The 14632-nt window shown below is 63.3% G+C and carries 15 protein-coding genes; all 15 read left to right on the top strand.

The genetic code is table 11. The features are described 5' to 3' along the window. Nucleotides 1–110 precede the first annotated feature (110 nt). The 15 genes from efp to metK all read left to right on the top strand — a co-directional run bounded on the left by efp (nucleotide 111) and on the right by metK (nucleotide 14627). Nucleotides 111–671, top strand: a complete 561-nt coding sequence (gene efp / locus H6F58_RS08025; protein WP_060701663.1) for an elongation factor P — start codon at nucleotides 111–113, stop codon at nucleotides 669–671. Next, nucleotides 671–1081, top strand: a complete 411-nt coding sequence (gene nusB / locus H6F58_RS08020; RefSeq protein ID WP_060701662.1) for a transcription antitermination factor NusB — start codon at nucleotides 671–673, stop codon at nucleotides 1079–1081. The genes efp and nusB overlap by 1 nt, the downstream gene beginning before the upstream one ends. A gap of 121 nt (nucleotides 1082–1202) precedes the next feature. Then, nucleotides 1203–1763, top strand: a complete 561-nt coding sequence (locus H6F58_RS08015; protein WP_195181534.1) for a DUF664 domain-containing protein — start codon at nucleotides 1203–1205, stop codon at nucleotides 1761–1763. A gap of 264 nt (nucleotides 1764–2027) precedes the next feature. Beyond that, nucleotides 2028–2597: a bifunctional pyr operon transcriptional regulator/uracil phosphoribosyltransferase PyrR gene (pyrR, locus tag H6F58_RS08010; protein ID WP_060701661.1), complete on the top strand. Its 570-nt coding sequence runs from the start codon at nucleotides 2028–2030 to the stop codon at nucleotides 2595–2597. Further along, complete coding sequence (locus H6F58_RS08005) at nucleotides 2594–3556, top strand: aspartate carbamoyltransferase catalytic subunit (RefSeq protein WP_060701660.1); 963 nt, start codon at nucleotides 2594–2596, stop codon at nucleotides 3554–3556. Before pyrR ends, H6F58_RS08005 begins: the two co-directional genes overlap by 4 nt. A gap of 11 nt (nucleotides 3557–3567) precedes the next feature. Further along, the gene (locus H6F58_RS08000) at nucleotides 3568–4872 is read left to right on the top strand and encodes a dihydroorotase (protein WP_060701659.1); all 1305 of its coding nucleotides are present in this window, start codon (nucleotides 3568–3570) and stop codon (nucleotides 4870–4872) included. Next, complete coding sequence (locus tag H6F58_RS07995; RefSeq protein ID WP_060701658.1) at nucleotides 4865–5371, top strand: hypothetical protein; 507 nt, start codon at nucleotides 4865–4867, stop codon at nucleotides 5369–5371. The genes H6F58_RS08000 and H6F58_RS07995 overlap by 8 nt, the downstream gene beginning before the upstream one ends. Next, the gene (gene carA, locus H6F58_RS07990; protein ID WP_146275170.1) at nucleotides 5372–6541 is read left to right on the top strand and encodes a glutamine-hydrolyzing carbamoyl-phosphate synthase small subunit; all 1170 of its coding nucleotides are present in this window, start codon (nucleotides 5372–5374) and stop codon (nucleotides 6539–6541) included. Further along, nucleotides 6541–9819: a carbamoyl-phosphate synthase large subunit gene (gene carB, locus H6F58_RS07985; RefSeq protein ID WP_195181533.1), complete on the top strand. Its 3279-nt coding sequence runs from the start codon at nucleotides 6541–6543 to the stop codon at nucleotides 9817–9819. The genes carA and carB overlap by 1 nt, the downstream gene beginning before the upstream one ends. Further along, entirely contained in the window at nucleotides 9812–10654 is an 843-nt protein-coding gene (gene pyrF, locus H6F58_RS07980) for an orotidine-5'-phosphate decarboxylase (RefSeq protein WP_146275168.1), read from the top strand. The genes carB and pyrF overlap by 8 nt, the downstream gene beginning before the upstream one ends. 145 nt (nucleotides 10655–10799) lie before the next feature. Next, nucleotides 10800–11135 carry an integration host factor, actinobacterial type gene (mihF, locus tag H6F58_RS07975; RefSeq protein WP_013349055.1) on the top strand — a complete coding sequence of 112 codons (336 nt, stop codon included), beginning with the start codon at nucleotides 10800–10802 and terminating at the stop codon, nucleotides 11133–11135. Nucleotides 11136–11138: 3 nt separating this feature from the next. Beyond that, nucleotides 11139–11705 (top strand): guanylate kinase, encoded by a 567-nt coding sequence (gene gmk / locus H6F58_RS07970; RefSeq protein WP_060701654.1) that lies wholly within the window; start codon nucleotides 11139–11141, stop codon nucleotides 11703–11705. A gap of 8 nt (nucleotides 11706–11713) precedes the next feature. Further along, nucleotides 11714–11974, top strand: coding sequence for a DNA-directed RNA polymerase subunit omega (gene rpoZ / locus H6F58_RS07965; RefSeq protein WP_146275167.1), 261 nt, complete (start codon nucleotides 11714–11716; stop codon nucleotides 11972–11974). A 143-nt stretch (nucleotides 11975–12117) separates the two neighbouring features. Continuing rightward, a complete protein-coding gene (gene coaBC / locus H6F58_RS07960) occupies nucleotides 12118–13344 on the top strand; it encodes a bifunctional phosphopantothenoylcysteine decarboxylase/phosphopantothenate--cysteine ligase CoaBC (RefSeq protein WP_060701652.1) in 1227 nt (408 codons plus the stop codon). A 77-nt stretch (nucleotides 13345–13421) separates the two neighbouring features. Continuing rightward, entirely contained in the window at nucleotides 13422–14627 is a 1206-nt protein-coding gene (gene metK / locus H6F58_RS07955; protein ID WP_060701651.1) for a methionine adenosyltransferase, read from the top strand. Nucleotides 14628–14632: the final 5 nt, after the last annotated feature.

The raw sequence follows: 14632 nt of genomic DNA, 5'->3' as shown, positions 1-14632 counted from the left end.
CGAGCGCCACCGCGCGCAACCCTAACGGCCCGAGGCCGAGTAGGGTAAACTTGTAGATGGATTTTTGATAATGCCAGTGCATGCTGGTGTCAATAGAGGATTGAGGAAACGTGGCGGATACAACTGACATTAAAAATGGCGTGGTTCTGAAGATCGAGGGCCAGCTCTGGACCATCATCGACTTCCAGCACGTCAAGCCAGGCAAGGGCGGCGCCTTCGTCCGCACCAAGATGCGCAACGTGATGAGCGGCAAGGTGGTCGACAAGACCTACAACGCCGGAACCAAGATCGAAACCGCAACTGTTGACCGCCGCGATTACCAGTACCTCTACCAGGATGGCGACGACTACGTCTTCATGAACCTGGAAGACTATGACCAGATCACCGTCCCGGGCGAAACCGTGGGCGAGACCGCTGGCTACATGCTGGAAAACCAGGAACTGACCATCGCCATGCACGATGGCAGCCCGCTGTACCTGGAACTGCCAGCTTCAGTCGTTCTGGAAATCACCTACACCGAGCCTGGCCTGCAGGGCGACCGCTCCTCGGCCGGCACCAAGCCAGCAACCCTGGAAACCGGCAAGGAAATCCAGGTTCCGCTGTTCGTCGAGCAGAACACCAAGGTCAAGGTTGACACCCGCACCGGCGACTACCTGGGTCGTGTCAACTAGTGAGAGCCCGCGCCAAAGCCCGTCGCCGAGCCCTCGAATTCCTGTTTGAGGCTGAAGCCCGCGATGTCGACCCCATGGGTGTTGCCATCTCGCGCCGGGAAAACTCGGACATCGTGCTCAATGAGTACTCGTTGACGATCGTCGAAGGCGTCATGGCCCATCTGGACCGCATCGACGAAGTGCTGGAAAGCTACGTCAAGGACTGGACCATCGAGCGCATGCCGGCCGTTGACCGCGCTGCCCTGCGCATCGGCGTCTGGGAATTGCTCTACAACGATGATGTGCCCGATGCAGTAGCCGTGGCGGAAGCCGTGGTTAATGTTCGCGAGCTCTCCACCGACGAGTCCCCGGAATTCGTCAATGGCGTACTGGGCCGGATCCAGAGCGTCAAGGACACCCTGGTCGACTAGTTTCTTTTCCCAGTCCAATTGCCTGGGCCGGAACTCCCTTCGCGGGGTTTTCCGGCCCAGGCTTTTTTGCGCCCTGGAACGCCCTCTTGCCATGCTCGATCCGCCCGGCAAGAATGGCGGGATGAACCACGTACCTGAGCGATGGAGCGAATCGGTCCAGCTCCCCGACATGTGGCTGGACCCCGATCAGGATCCCAGGGATGCAAACGAGCCGGATCCGGCAGGGGAGCAGGAAACCTACGCCAGATACCTTCGGGATTACCGGCTCACCCTGGAGCTCAAATGCGAAGGCCTGGCGCCCGAGCAGCTGGCCCGGCGCTCTGTGCCTCCCTCGACCATGTCCCTGCTCGGACTCCTGCGCCATCTGGGAGAAGTCGAACGCGACTGGCGCAATTGGATCGGCGACGGCGAGAGGATTGCACCGATCTACGGCGGGCACGGTGCGGATTTCGACGGGGTGAGGCCCGAGCCCGAATGCCTTGCCCAGGCACTGCGGATTCTCCATGAGGAGCAGCACGCCACGGACCGGGCGCTGGCGAACTTCGCGGACCTCGGGCAGCGTGTTGGCAGGGAAGAGGTGATCGTGCGCGAACTGCAGGTGCACCGGATCGAAGAATATGCCCGGCATTGCGGCCACGCGGATTTGCTGCGCGAATGCATTGACGGGCGCGTGGGGCAATAGCGCGCCGGCCCTACCATCGAACAGCTGCCCAGCGGATGTGCCAAAGCCAACAGCAGCTGGCCCAGAAGCCCGATCCGTGCGCCGATCTGCGGTAAATCGCCGGTGCGCCCACGGCCAGCTCGGCACCAGGTGGCGCATCTCACCGATCATCCAGTGTCATGCATAGCTTTCCGCTAGGGAATCGCTGCCGGCTCGTGATAATTTGAGGTAGCAATATTCCTTTAAATCCCGTCCTGTGAGGCGGAGAAGGGAGAGGTGCACAGCATGAATGAAAATTCAGTGCCAGATGTATCGCGCACGGTGCTTACCGGCGACGATATCGATCGTGTACTCACTCGCGTGGCTTTCGAGATCATCGAAGCCAATAAGGGCACAGACGACCTTGTGCTCCTGGGCATTCCCAGCCGCGGTTTCCCGCTGGCCCAGCGCTTGGCGCAGCGCATCGCCGCTTCCGCGCCCGGCGATCTCGACCCGGCAGCTCTTGTCGGCCAGCTCGACATCACCATGTACCGCGATGACCTCCGCCACTCCACCACGCGCACCCCGTCGCCGACCCGGCTTCCTGCCGGCGGGATCGACGGAAAAGTCGTGGTGCTGGTTGACGACGTGCTCTACTCCGGCCGCACCATTCGCGCCGCACTGGATGCCCTCGCCGACTGGGGCCGTCCGCGCATCGTCCGCCTCGCCGTGCTCGTGGACCGCGGCCACCGCGAACTGCCCATCCGCGCCGACCATGTGGGCAAGAACCTGCCCACCGCCAAGAGCGAAAAGGTGCGTGTGCACCTGGCCGAAATCGACGGAACCAACGAAGTGATGATCGAGGGCGTAGCGTGAAGCACCTGCTATCCACCGCGGATTTGACCCGCGAAGAAGCCATCTCCATCCTGGATATCGCCGAGGAAATGCGCGAATCCGGAACCCGGGCCATCAAGAAGCTGCCGGCGCTGCGCGGACGCACCGTGGTGAACCTCTTCTTCGAGGACTCCACCCGAACCCGCATTTCCTTCGAGGCTGCCGCCAAGCGCCTGAGCGCTGACGTCATCAACTTCTCCGCGAAGGGATCGAGCGTCTCCAAGGGCGAATCGCTGAAGGACACCGCGCAGACCCTGCTGGCCATCGGCGCCGACGCGGTAGTCATCCGCCACCCGGACTCGGGGGCCCCGGCCCGCCTGGCTGCCACCGATTGGATCGGCCTGCCGATCGTCAACGCTGGCGATGGCACCCACGAACACCCCACCCAGGCGCTGCTGGACGCATTCACCCTGCGCCGCCAGGTGGCCTTGCGCAATGGCACCAGCCCAGCAGGGCAGGGCCTGGATGGGCTGAAGGTCGCGATCGTCGGGGATATTCTGCATTCCCGCGTGGCCCGCTCCAACCTGTGGCTGCTGAACACCCTGGGCGCCGAGGTCACCATGGTGGCCCCGCCAACCCTGCTGCCGGTGGGTGCGCACTCCTGGCCCTGCACCATCAGCTACGACCTGGACGCAGTGATCGCGTCGGGCGTTGATGCGCTGATGATGCTGCGCGTCCAGGGCGAGCGCATGAACGCCGCCTACTTCCCGAACCCCCGCGAGTACTCGCGCTATTGGGGACTGGATGATGCGCGCCTGGGCCAGCTGGACTCCAGCGGCGCCGAAACGCTGATCATGCACCCGGGCCCGATGAACCGGGGCCTGGAAATCTCCTCGGCCGCCGCGGATTCACCGCGTTCCACCGTGCTCGACCAGGTCACCAATGGCGTGGCCGTGCGCATGGCCAGCCTCTACATGCTCCTCTCCGGCGACCTGATCTGAAAGAAGAACCCATGAACTACTTGATCCAACAGGCCGCCATCCTCGGCGGCGAAGCCCAGGACGTGCTGATCGTCGACGGGAAGATCGCCCAGATCGGCTCCATCGAAGCCAGCGGCGACGTCCAGGTGGTTGACGCGAAGAATCTCGTGCTGCTGCCAGGGCTCGTTGATACCCACACCCACTTGCGCGAACCGGGCCGCGAAGATGCCGAAACCGTGGAAACCGGTTCCCAGGCTGCGGCCAAGGGCGGCTACACCGCGGTGCACGCCATGGCCAACTCCACCCCGGTGGCCGATACCGCCGGCGTGGTCGAGCAGGTCTACGAGCTGGGCCGCAAGGCCGGATGGGTGGATGTCCGCCCGGTCGGCGCGGTCACCGTGGGCCTGGCCGGCAAGCAGCTGAGCGAAATCGGCGCCATGGCCGACTCGCGCGCCCAGGTCAAGATGTTCTCCGATGACGGCATCTGCGTCTGGGACCCGCTGCTGATGCGCCGCGCCCTGGAATACGTGAAGGCCTTCGACGGGGTCATCGCCCAGCACGCCCAGGAGCCGCGGCTGACCGAAGGCGCCCAGATGAACGAGGGCGAAGTCTCCTCGATCCTGGGCATGCCGGGCTGGCCAGCGGTCGCCGAGGAGTCGATCATCGCCCGCGACGTGCTGCTGGCCGAGCACGTCGGCGCCCGCCTGCACGTGTGCCACGTCTCCACCGCCGGTTCGGTGGAAATCATCCGCTGGGCCAAGGCGCGCGGAATCAACGTCACCGCCGAGGTCACCCCGCACCACCTGCTGCTCACCGATGAGCTGGTGCGCACCTTCGACCCGGTCTACAAGGTCAACCCGCCGCTGCGCCGCGAAGCCGATGTTCAGGCCCTGCGCGCCGGCGTCGCCGATGGCACCATCGACGTGATCGGCACCGACCACGCACCGCACCCTTCCGAGTCCAAGGACTGCGAATGGGGGGCTGCCGCCATGGGCATGACCGGACTGGAAACCGCCCTGTCCATCGTCCAGCACACGCTGGTGGACACCGGGCTGCTGGACTGGGCCGACGTCGCCCGCATCACCTCCGAAGTTCCGGCGCAGATCGGCCGCGTTTCCGACCAGGGCCGCCCGATCGCCGTGGGGGAGCCAGCCAACCTGGCCCTCGTGGACCCGGCCGCCCGCTGGACGGTGGATCCCTCGGCCATGGCCACCAAGGGCCGCAATTCGCCGTTCGCCGGCATGCAGCTTCCTGGAGCGGTGCGCGCGACCTTCTTCCACGGCCACCCCACGGTGCTCGATGGCCAGCTGGCAACCCCAAGGGCGGCCCATGCCTGAGGGAGCACTCGGCCCGGTCATCATCACGATTCTGGTTATCATCGCCGGAATCTCGCTGATCCTGATCGGCTGGCGGAACCTCAAGGCCCGCCAGGCGCAGATCCCCGAGCCCTTTGAGGCCTTCGAGGATTCGATCGAACACAGCTTCAGCGGAATGTACGTGGCCACCACGAAGTTCGACGACTGGCTCGATCGCATTGCCGTGCACGATCTGGGAGTGCGCACCAACGCCACCTTGGAACTCGGGGCGAGCGGTGTGCATCTGGTCAGGCCGGGCAGCCGCGATGTGCACATTCCATGGGAGCACTTCGATGCGGTCAGGCGATCGAACGGGATGATCGGCAAATTTGTCGAGAAGAACGGGCTGATCGTGATCAGCTGGAATCGTGAAGGCTTCAATTTCGACACCGGATTCCGTCCCCGGTTCTCCGAGGACACCCCCAAGATTTATCAGTTGCTGGCGTCGCATGGCGACGTAAGCCGAGCAGGAGACAAATAAGTGAATTCCCTGAGCAACCTACCAGCCGTGTTGGTACTCGAAGATGGCCGCATCTTCCGCGGGCGCAGCTATGGCGCCGTGGGCACTACCCTGGGTGAAGCAGTCTTCACCACCGGCATGACCGGCTACCAGGAAACCCTGACTGACCCTTCCTACGCGCACCAGATCATCGTGCAGACCTTCCCGCACGTGGGCAACACCGGCGTGAACTCGCAAGACCCGGAGTCCACCCGGATGTGGGCCGCCGGCTACGTGGTGCGCGACGCCGCCCGCCGTCCGAGCAACTGGCGCAGCGAGCGCACCTTGGATGAGGATCTGAAGGAATACGGCATCGTGGGCATCCGCGGCGTGGACACCCGCGCCCTGACCCGCCACCTGCGCGAAGCCGGCGCCATGAAGTCCGGCGTGTTCTCCGGCGAGGCCGCCGCGAAGTCCGATGCCGAGCTGATCGAGATCGTCAAGGCCCAGCCATCGATGGCCGGCCGGAACATCTCCGCCGAAGTTTCGGTGGATTCCGCCTACATCGTCGAGCCGGCCGACCACGGCTACGAGGGCGCTGCCAAGCACACCGTGGCCGCGATCGACCTGGGCATGAAGTCGATGACCCCGCACCGCCTGGCCGAACGCGGCCTGCGCGTGCACGTCTTGCCGCACGATGCGACCCTGGAGGATATCAAAGCCACCGGCGCGAACGGCGTGTTCTTCTCCAACGGCCCGGGCGATCCTGCCACCGCCACCAAGCAGGTGGAACTGGTCCGCTCGGTGCTCGACGCCGGCCTGCCGTACTTCGGCATCTGCTTCGGCAACCAGATGCTCGGCCGCGCCCTGGGCTTTGAGACCTACAAGCTGCGCTTCGGCCACCGCGGGATCAACCAGCCGGTGATGGACAAGGCCACCGGCCGGGTGGAAATCACCAGCCAGAACCACGGTTTCGCCGTGGACGCCCCGATCGAGGGCGAACTGACCGCACCGGTCGAGCGCTTCGGCAAGGTGGAGGTTTCGCACTTCTCGCTCAACGACCGCGTGGTCGAAGGCCTGAACTGCCTGGACATCCCGGCCTTCTCCGTGCAGTACCACCCAGAAGCGGCATCTGGCCCCCACGATGCCGCCTACCTCTTTGACCGCTTCATCACCGCGTTGGATTCCGCCGCAGAAAAGGACAGCAAGTAATGCCTAAGCGCACCGATCTGAAATCAGTTCTCGTCATCGGTTCGGGCCCGATCGTCATCGGACAGGCCGCTGAATTCGACTACTCCGGCACCCAGGCACTGCGCGTGCTCAAGGAAGAGGGCCTGCGCGTTGTCCTGGTGAACTCCAACCCGGCGACGATCATGACCGACCCGGAATTCGCCGACGCCACCTACGTGGAGCCGATCACCCCGGAGGTCGTTGAGAAGATCATCGCCAAGGAGCGCCCGGATGCGATCCTGCCGACCCTGGGCGGCCAGACCGCGCTGAACACCGCCATCGCGCTGGACAAGTCCGGCGCCCTGGAAAAGTACAACGTCGAGCTGATCGGCGCGAACATCGAAGCCATCGAGCTGGGCGAGGACCGCGAGAAGTTCAAGGGCGTCGTCGAGCGCTGCGGCGCCGAATCGGCCAAGTCCGTGATCGTGCACACCCTGGACGAGGCCTTCGCCGCCGTCGAGGAGCTGAAGTACCCGGTCGTGGTGCGCCCGTCGTTCACCATGGGCGGCCTGGGTTCGGGCATGGCCTACAACGCCGAGGACCTGCGCCGCATCGCCGGTGCCGGCCTGCAGTACTCGCCCACCACCGAGGTGCTCCTTGAGGAGTCGATCCTGGGCTGGAAGGAGTACGAGCTGGAGATGATGCGCGACAAGAACGACAACGTCGTGGTCGTCTGCTCCATCGAGAACTTCGATCCGGTCGGCGTGCACACCGGCGACTCGATCACCGTGGCCCCGGCCATGACCCTGACCGACCGCGAATACCAGAAGCTGCGCGACATCTCCATCGCCGTGATCCGCGAGGTCGGCGTGGACACCGGTGGCTGCAACATCCAGTTCGCCATCGAGCCGGACACCGGCCGCGTGGTGGTCATCGAGATGAACCCGCGCGTTTCGCGCTCCTCCGCGCTGGCTTCCAAGGCCACCGGCTTCGCGATCGCCAAGATCGCCACCAAGCTGGCCGTGGGCTACACCCTGGACGAGATCCCGAACGACATCACCCAGAAGACCCCGGCCTCCTTCGAGCCGGCCCTGGACTACGTGGTCGTGAAGGTCCCGCGCTTCGCCTTCGAGAAGTTCCCGGCAGCGGACAAGACCCTGACCACCACCATGAAGTCGGTCGGCGAGGCCATGGCCCTGGGCCGCAACTTCACCGAAGCCCTGCAGAAGGCCCTGCGCTCCCTGGAGCAGAAGGGCTCGGAGCTGAGCTTCGAGACCATCGACGAATCCGAGCACGAAGCAGTGCTGGCCTCAATCGTGAAGGGCTCCACCGAGCGCCTTTCGCTGGTCCAGCGCCTGCTCTACTCGGGTGTCTCGATCGAGCGCCTCTACGAAGCCACCTCGATCGACACCTGGTACCTGGACCAGCTGGCCCTGATCAACGAGACCGCGCAGCTGGTGGCGGCGAACAAGGACCTGCCGGTCGAGGTATTGCGCGAAGCCAAGCACCACGGCTTCTCCGATGCGCAGCTCGCCCAGCTCACCGGCAAGTCCGAGGCCGTGATTCGCGGCATCCGCCACGCGCTGGGCGTGCGCCCGGTCTACAAGACCGTGGACACCTGCGCCGCCGAGTTCGAGGCCTTCACCCCGTACATGTACTCCTCGTACGACGAAGAGACCGAACTGGCCACCCACGAGAAGAAGTCGGTCATCATCCTCGGTTCGGGCCCGAACCGCATCGGCCAGGGCATCGAGTTCGACTACTCCTGCGTCCACGCGGTGATGGCGCTGCGTGCCGAGGGCTACGAGACCGTCATGGTCAACTGCAACCCGGAAACCGTCTCCACCGACTACGACATCTCCGATCGCCTCTACTTCGAGCCGCTGACCCTGGAAGATGTCCTCGAGGTCATCCACGCCGAAGAGCAGACCGGCGGAGTGCTCGGCGTGTTCGTTCAGCTCGGCGGCCAGACCCCGCTGAAGCTTGCCGCCGAATTGAAGGCCGCCGGCGTGCCGATCCTGGGCACCTCGCCGGAAGCCATCGACTTGGCAGAACACCGTGGCGCCTTCCAGCGCGTGCTGGATAACGCCGGGCTGATCGCCCCGAAGAACGGCACCGCCGTCTCCTTCGCCGATGCCAAGGCAATCGCCGACTCCATCGGCTACCCGGTACTGGTCCGCCCTTCCTACGTGCTGGGCGGGCGCGGCATGGAGATTGTGTACGACGAGGCCAACCTCGAGCGCTACATCGCCAACGCCACCGAGATCACCGTGGACCACCCGGTCCTCGTTGACCGCTTCCTGGAAGACGCCATCGAGATCGACGTCGACGCCCTGTACGACGGCACCGACCTGTACGTTGGCGGCATCATGGAGCACATCGAGGAAGCCGGCGTGCACTCCGGGGACTCGGCGTGCACCCTGCCTCCGATCACCCTGGGCCCTGATGTGCGCGACCGCGTGAAGGCTGCGACCTTGGCCATTGCCGAAGGCGTGGGAGTGCGCGGCCTGATCAACATCCAGTTCGCGCTGGCATCGGACATCCTGTACGTGATCGAGGCAAACCCCCGCGCCTCGCGCACCGTGCCGTTCACCTCCAAGGCCACCGGGGTGCAGCTGTCCAAGATTGCCGCCCTGATTGGCGTGGGCAAGACCCTGGCCGAACTGCGCGGCAGCTACCTGCCGGCCTCCGGCGATGGCGCGCACCTGCCGGACTCGGCACCGATCGCAGTCAAGGAAGCGGTCATGCCATTCGCCCGCTTCCGCACTCCCGAAGGCAAGGTCGTCGACTCGCTGCTCGGCCCAGAGATGCGCTCCACCGGCGAAGTGATGGGTATCGACAAGTACTTCGACACCGCCTTCGCCAAGTCGCAGGCCGCGGCGAACAACCCGCTGCCAACCTCCGGCAAGGTCTTCGTTTCGGTCACCAACCGCGACAAGCGCTCGATCGTGCTTCCGGTCAAGCACCTGTCGGACAACGGCTTCGAGATCATCTCCACCGGCGGCACCGCAGAGGTGCTGCGCCGCAACGGCATCCCGACCAAGGTTGTGGGCAAGCTGCACGAAGGCGGGGACTCGATCGTCGATCTGATCAACGCCGGCGAAATCGGCCTGATCCTGAACACCCCGTCGGGTTCCGATGCCCGCGGTGACGGCTACGAAATCCGCGCGGCCGCCACCTCGGTGGGCACCCCGGTGATCACCACGGTTGCCGAGTTCGGCGCCTCGGTCCAGGCGATCGACGCCCTGCGTGAATACGCATGGGATGTCACCAGCCTGCAGGAGCACGAAGCCAACCTGACAGCAGCTCGCAATGCCTAGCCCGATCCCATTTGGCGAACGGCTGCGTTCGGCCATGCAGGCTTCCGGCCCGCTGTGTGTGGGGATCGACCCGCACCCCGCGTTGCTGGAAGCCTGGGGGCTGGACGACACGGCCGAAGGCGTGCGATCTTTCTCACTGACCGTCGTCGAGGCAATGGTTGGCGCCGCGGCAATTCTCAAGCCGCAGGTTGCCCTGTATGAGCGCTTTGGCTCGGCCGGATTTGCGGTGCTGGAAGAAACCTTGGCTGCTGCCAAGTCCGCTGGCCTGCTGACCTTGGCCGATGCGAAGCGCGGAGATATCGGTTCGACCATGGCCGCCTATGCGACCGCGTGGCTTGATGACCGCTCTCCGCTGGCTTCGGACGCTGTGACTCTCAGCCCATATTTGGGCTTCGAGTCCTTGCGGCCGGCGCTGGATCTGGCTGCCGCCACTGGCAGGGGCGTGTTCGTACTCGGGCTGACTTCCAACCCGGAAGGGCCATCCGTGCAGCACGTCGGCGGTGAAAACTCGGTTGCTAAATCTATTATCGACCAAGTCACCGCAGAAAATTCTGCTGCAGAAGATTTAGGCCACGTTGGGCTTGTCGTCGGAGCAACGATCGGCGACGCGCCTGAGAAGCTGGGAATCGACTTGAAGGCGAGCAAGGCGCCGCTGCTGACACCTGGTCTGGGTGCGCAGGGTGCCACAGCCATTGATATCGCCACGTCATTCGCCTCGAGCTACTCGCAGGTGCTCGGCACGAGCAGCCGCGATGTCTTGAAAGAGGGGCCGAATGTAGTGGCGCTTCGTGAGAAAGCGCTGAGGGTTCGCGATGAATTGATCGCCGCCGGCTAGCGAAAATTCCGCTTAGTGACAGAAACGCGTTGTGGCTACTAGAGTTTCTAGTAGCCACAACGCGTTTAGTCTTGCAAAAGCAGCGTTTGAAAGCTATGTTTCTCAACATAGCCTTAGTCAATTACACATTAAGGATGGCTGAACGATGGTACTGCGAGAACTCTCTGACGAAGATCGTATCCGGGCCCGCGCCAAAGCCCTTGCTGCTCGCACACGTCGTGCGGAAATCAAGGCGGAGTTCAGCGCCGGCAAAATTTCCATCACCGAGGTACTAGACTTGGTATACGAAGATGAAGCCGTGGGACGCATGCGTGTCATGGACCTTCTGGAATCGGTGCCGGGCGTAGGCGAAGTACGCGCGGCTAACTTGCTGGAGCGCCTTGGCATTTCACCATCACGCCGCCTGCGCGGATTGGGCCGCAAACAGCGCACCGCAATCACCGAGCACTTCAAGCAAAGCCCGCCAAAAACGAAAGTGTAGTCAATGACCGCTGCGTCGGTAACTGTTCTAGCCGGCCCCACGGCAGTAGGTAAGGGCACCGTCTCCACCTATATCCGTGATAATTATCCAGATGTCTGGCTCTCGGTGTCGGCGACGACCCGAAACGCACGACCAGGGGAACAGGACGGAGTCCACTACTTCTTTGTGGGCCCGGAACGTTTCCATGAGCTAGTCGAGGAAGGCCAGATGCTGGAGTGGGCTGTCGTCCACGGCCAGAACAGCTACGGCACGATCCGCTCGACGGTCGAGGATGCAGTAGCAGAAGGCAAAAAAGTACTGCTGGAGATTGACCTGCAAGGTGCCCGCCAGGTCAAGGAATCGATGCCGGAAGCAAAATTCGTCTTTTTGGCACCACCATCGTGGGAAGAATTGGTGCGCCGGCTTGTTGGGCGCGGCACTGAATCGCCCGAGGAGCAGCAGCGCCGCCTAGAAACCGCTAAACTAGAACTTGCGGCGGAATCAGAATTCGACGTGACCATCGTTAATGACGATGTTGCACGTGCCGCCGAAGAGCTTGTAGCCCTCATGGGGCTAAAGAACGACAAATAGGGAGTCCTGTGTCCAACCCAGAGGGAATCATTAACCCATCGATCGACTCGTTGCTTGAGACCAACGACTCGAAGTACGCCATCGTGCTCAATTCGGCTAAGCGCGCACGCCAGATCAACGCGTACTACGCCCAGCTCAACGAAGGCCTTTTCGAATACGTAGGCCCGCTGGTTGAAACCAAGCTGAACGAAAAGCCACTGACCATCGCCTTGCGCGAGCTGGACGAGAGCCTGTTGAAGGTTACTCCGGCCGAGGTCATCGAGGACTAATCGAAAAGTCGGCGCCCTGATCGGGCGCCTTCTTTTTCGTTAAGCACCTTTAATCAAGATCTCAACCCCGGCCTGCCGGTTATGGCAGGGCCGATAGTTATTGTTGAGTTCTCAACGCACAGAAAACTTCGAGGAAGTACTTCGTGAAGCGAATCGTCCTAGGCGTCTCGGCAGGAATTGCCGCCTACAAGTCTGTTCTCCTGTTGCGCTTGCTGCGTGAAGCCGGGCACCACGTCGACGTGATCCCAACCAGCAATGTAGAAAACTTTGTGGGAATTGCCACGTGGGAGGCGCTATCGGGCAACCCCGTCACCGCAAGTGTTTTCGAGGCGGTCGAAAACGTGAATCATGTGCGCCTGGGCCAATTAGCCGACTTGGTGCTCGTTGTCCCGGCAACGGCCGACATCATGGCCAAGGCCTCGGCGGGGATCGCCGATGATCTGCTGACCGGCACCTTGCTGGCAACCCGCGCACCGGTCGTCATGGCTCCGGCCATGCACACCGAAATGTGGCAACACGCGGCAACCCGCAACAATGTGGCCACCTTGCGGGAACGAGGAGTGCGCGTCATTGAGCCGGCATCAGGGCGGCTGACCGGAAAGGATTCCGGACCCGGCCGATTGCCGGAGCCCGAAGAGATCTTCGCGTCCATCCAGGACTTGCTCTCCGAGCCGATCCTGGCCGGCACCTCGGTGCTGATTACAGCTGGCGGCACACGTGAACCGCTGGACCCGGTGCGGTTCCTGGGCAATCGCTCGTCAGGCCGGCAGGGTGTTGCCCTGGCCGAAGCAGCACGAGCGGCAGGGGCCGAGGTCACGCTGATCGCCACGCACCTGGAAGTACCGCCACCGCATGGGGTGAACCTCATACACGCATCGAGCGCGCTTGAACTGCGCGAGGCGGTCTTCGAACACGCCCCGGGCAAGGACGTGCTCATCATGAATGCCGCGGTTGCAGACTTCCGGCCAGCGACGATCGAAAACTCGAAAATCAAAAAGCGCGACGATCATTCAGCCCCGGTGATCGAGCTGGTGCGCAACCCCGACATCCTGGCAGAAATAGTCCAGGAACGCGGCACCAAGGCGCAGCTGCCGCCCTTCATCGTTGGCTTCGCCGCGGAGACCGGAGATGACCAGGGAACGGTGCTGGACTACGGCCGGGCGAAACTGCGGCGCAAGGGCTGCGAGATGCTGGTCGTCAACGAGGTCGGCACGACGCTGACCTTCGGCCAGGAAACCAACGCCATTCAGGTGCTCTTTGCCGACGGCAGCGAAGCGGTGCAAGCGGCCGGAAGCAAATTGGATGTGGCCCGCGTTGTCATCGAACAGATTTCCCATGCAATAAAAGGACATGCAGGCGACATCTCGTGAGCTGCGCCATAGGGCGCTTAGTCACGTATCGTCGCAACAACTGCTTAACGGTCCACCAGACCAGATAGAGTAAAAAGGTGACTTCAACAACCCCTGAACTTCGTCTCTTCACCTCGGAATCCGTAACCGAGGGACACCCGGACAAGATTTGCGATCAAATTTCGGACGCGATCCTCGATGCCATGCTGGCGCAGGATCCGGACTCCAAGGTCGCCGTCGAGACCCTGACCACCACCGGCCTGGTGCATGTGGCAGGAGAGGTGACCACCAATGGCTACGTGGAGATCCCAGAGATCGTACGCAAGACCATCCTGGACATCGGCTACGATTCCTCCGCGAACGGCTTCGACGGGGCACGCTGCGGCGTGTCGGTGTCCATCGGCCAGCAGTCCCAGGAAATCCACGACGGCGTGTTCAACTCGCTGGAATCGCGCGAGGGCACCGCCAAGGATCCTCGCGACCTGCAGGGCGCGGGAGACCAGGGGCTGATGTTCGGCTATGCCTCGGATGAGACCGAGTCGCTGATGCCGACCCCGATCTTCTTGGCCCACCGCCTTTCCGAGCGACTGACCCAGGTGCGCAAGAACGGCCGTATGCCGCTGCTGCGCCCGGACGGCAAGACCCAGGTCACCATCGGCTACGACGGCGACCAGCCGGTCTCCGTGGACACCGTAGTGGTGTCCAGCCAGCACGCTTCGGAATACGAATTGGCCACCTTGAAGGCCGACCTGCACGAAGAGGTCGTCACCCCCATCCTGGAACGCTCCGGATTGGACGTGTCGAACACCAAGATCATCTTGAACCCTTCGGGTCCCTTCATCATCGGCGGTCCGGTGGGCGACGCCGGCCTGACCGGCCGCAAGATCATCGTGGATACCTACGGCGGATTCGCACGCCACGGCGGCGGCGCGTTCTCCGGCAAGGATCCATCGAAGGTGGACCGTTCGGCCGCCTACGCCATGCGCTGGGTAGCGAAAAACGTCGTCGCTGCCGGCCTGGCGCGTCGTGCAGAAGTCCAGGTTGCCTACGCGATCGGCGTGGCACACCCTGTTGGACTCTACGTGGAGACCTTCGGCACCGAAACCGTGGATCCGGCCAAGATCACCAAGGCCATCAACGAAGTCTTCGATCTGCGCCCGCTGGGCATCATCGAAGACCTCGACTTGAAACGCCCGATCTACCGCAAGACCGCTGCCCACGGCCACTTCGGCCGCGAGGACAACGACTTCACCTGGGAGAAGCTGGACCGAGTCGACGCATTGCGCAACTGGTTCAACGCCTAGGAACT

Source organism: Glutamicibacter sp. FBE19 (assembly GCF_015524875.1).
GTDB classification, from domain to species: domain Bacteria; phylum Actinomycetota; class Actinomycetes; order Actinomycetales; family Micrococcaceae; genus Glutamicibacter; species Glutamicibacter halophytocola.
This window is presented reverse-complemented; position numbering and strand designations above follow the sequence as displayed.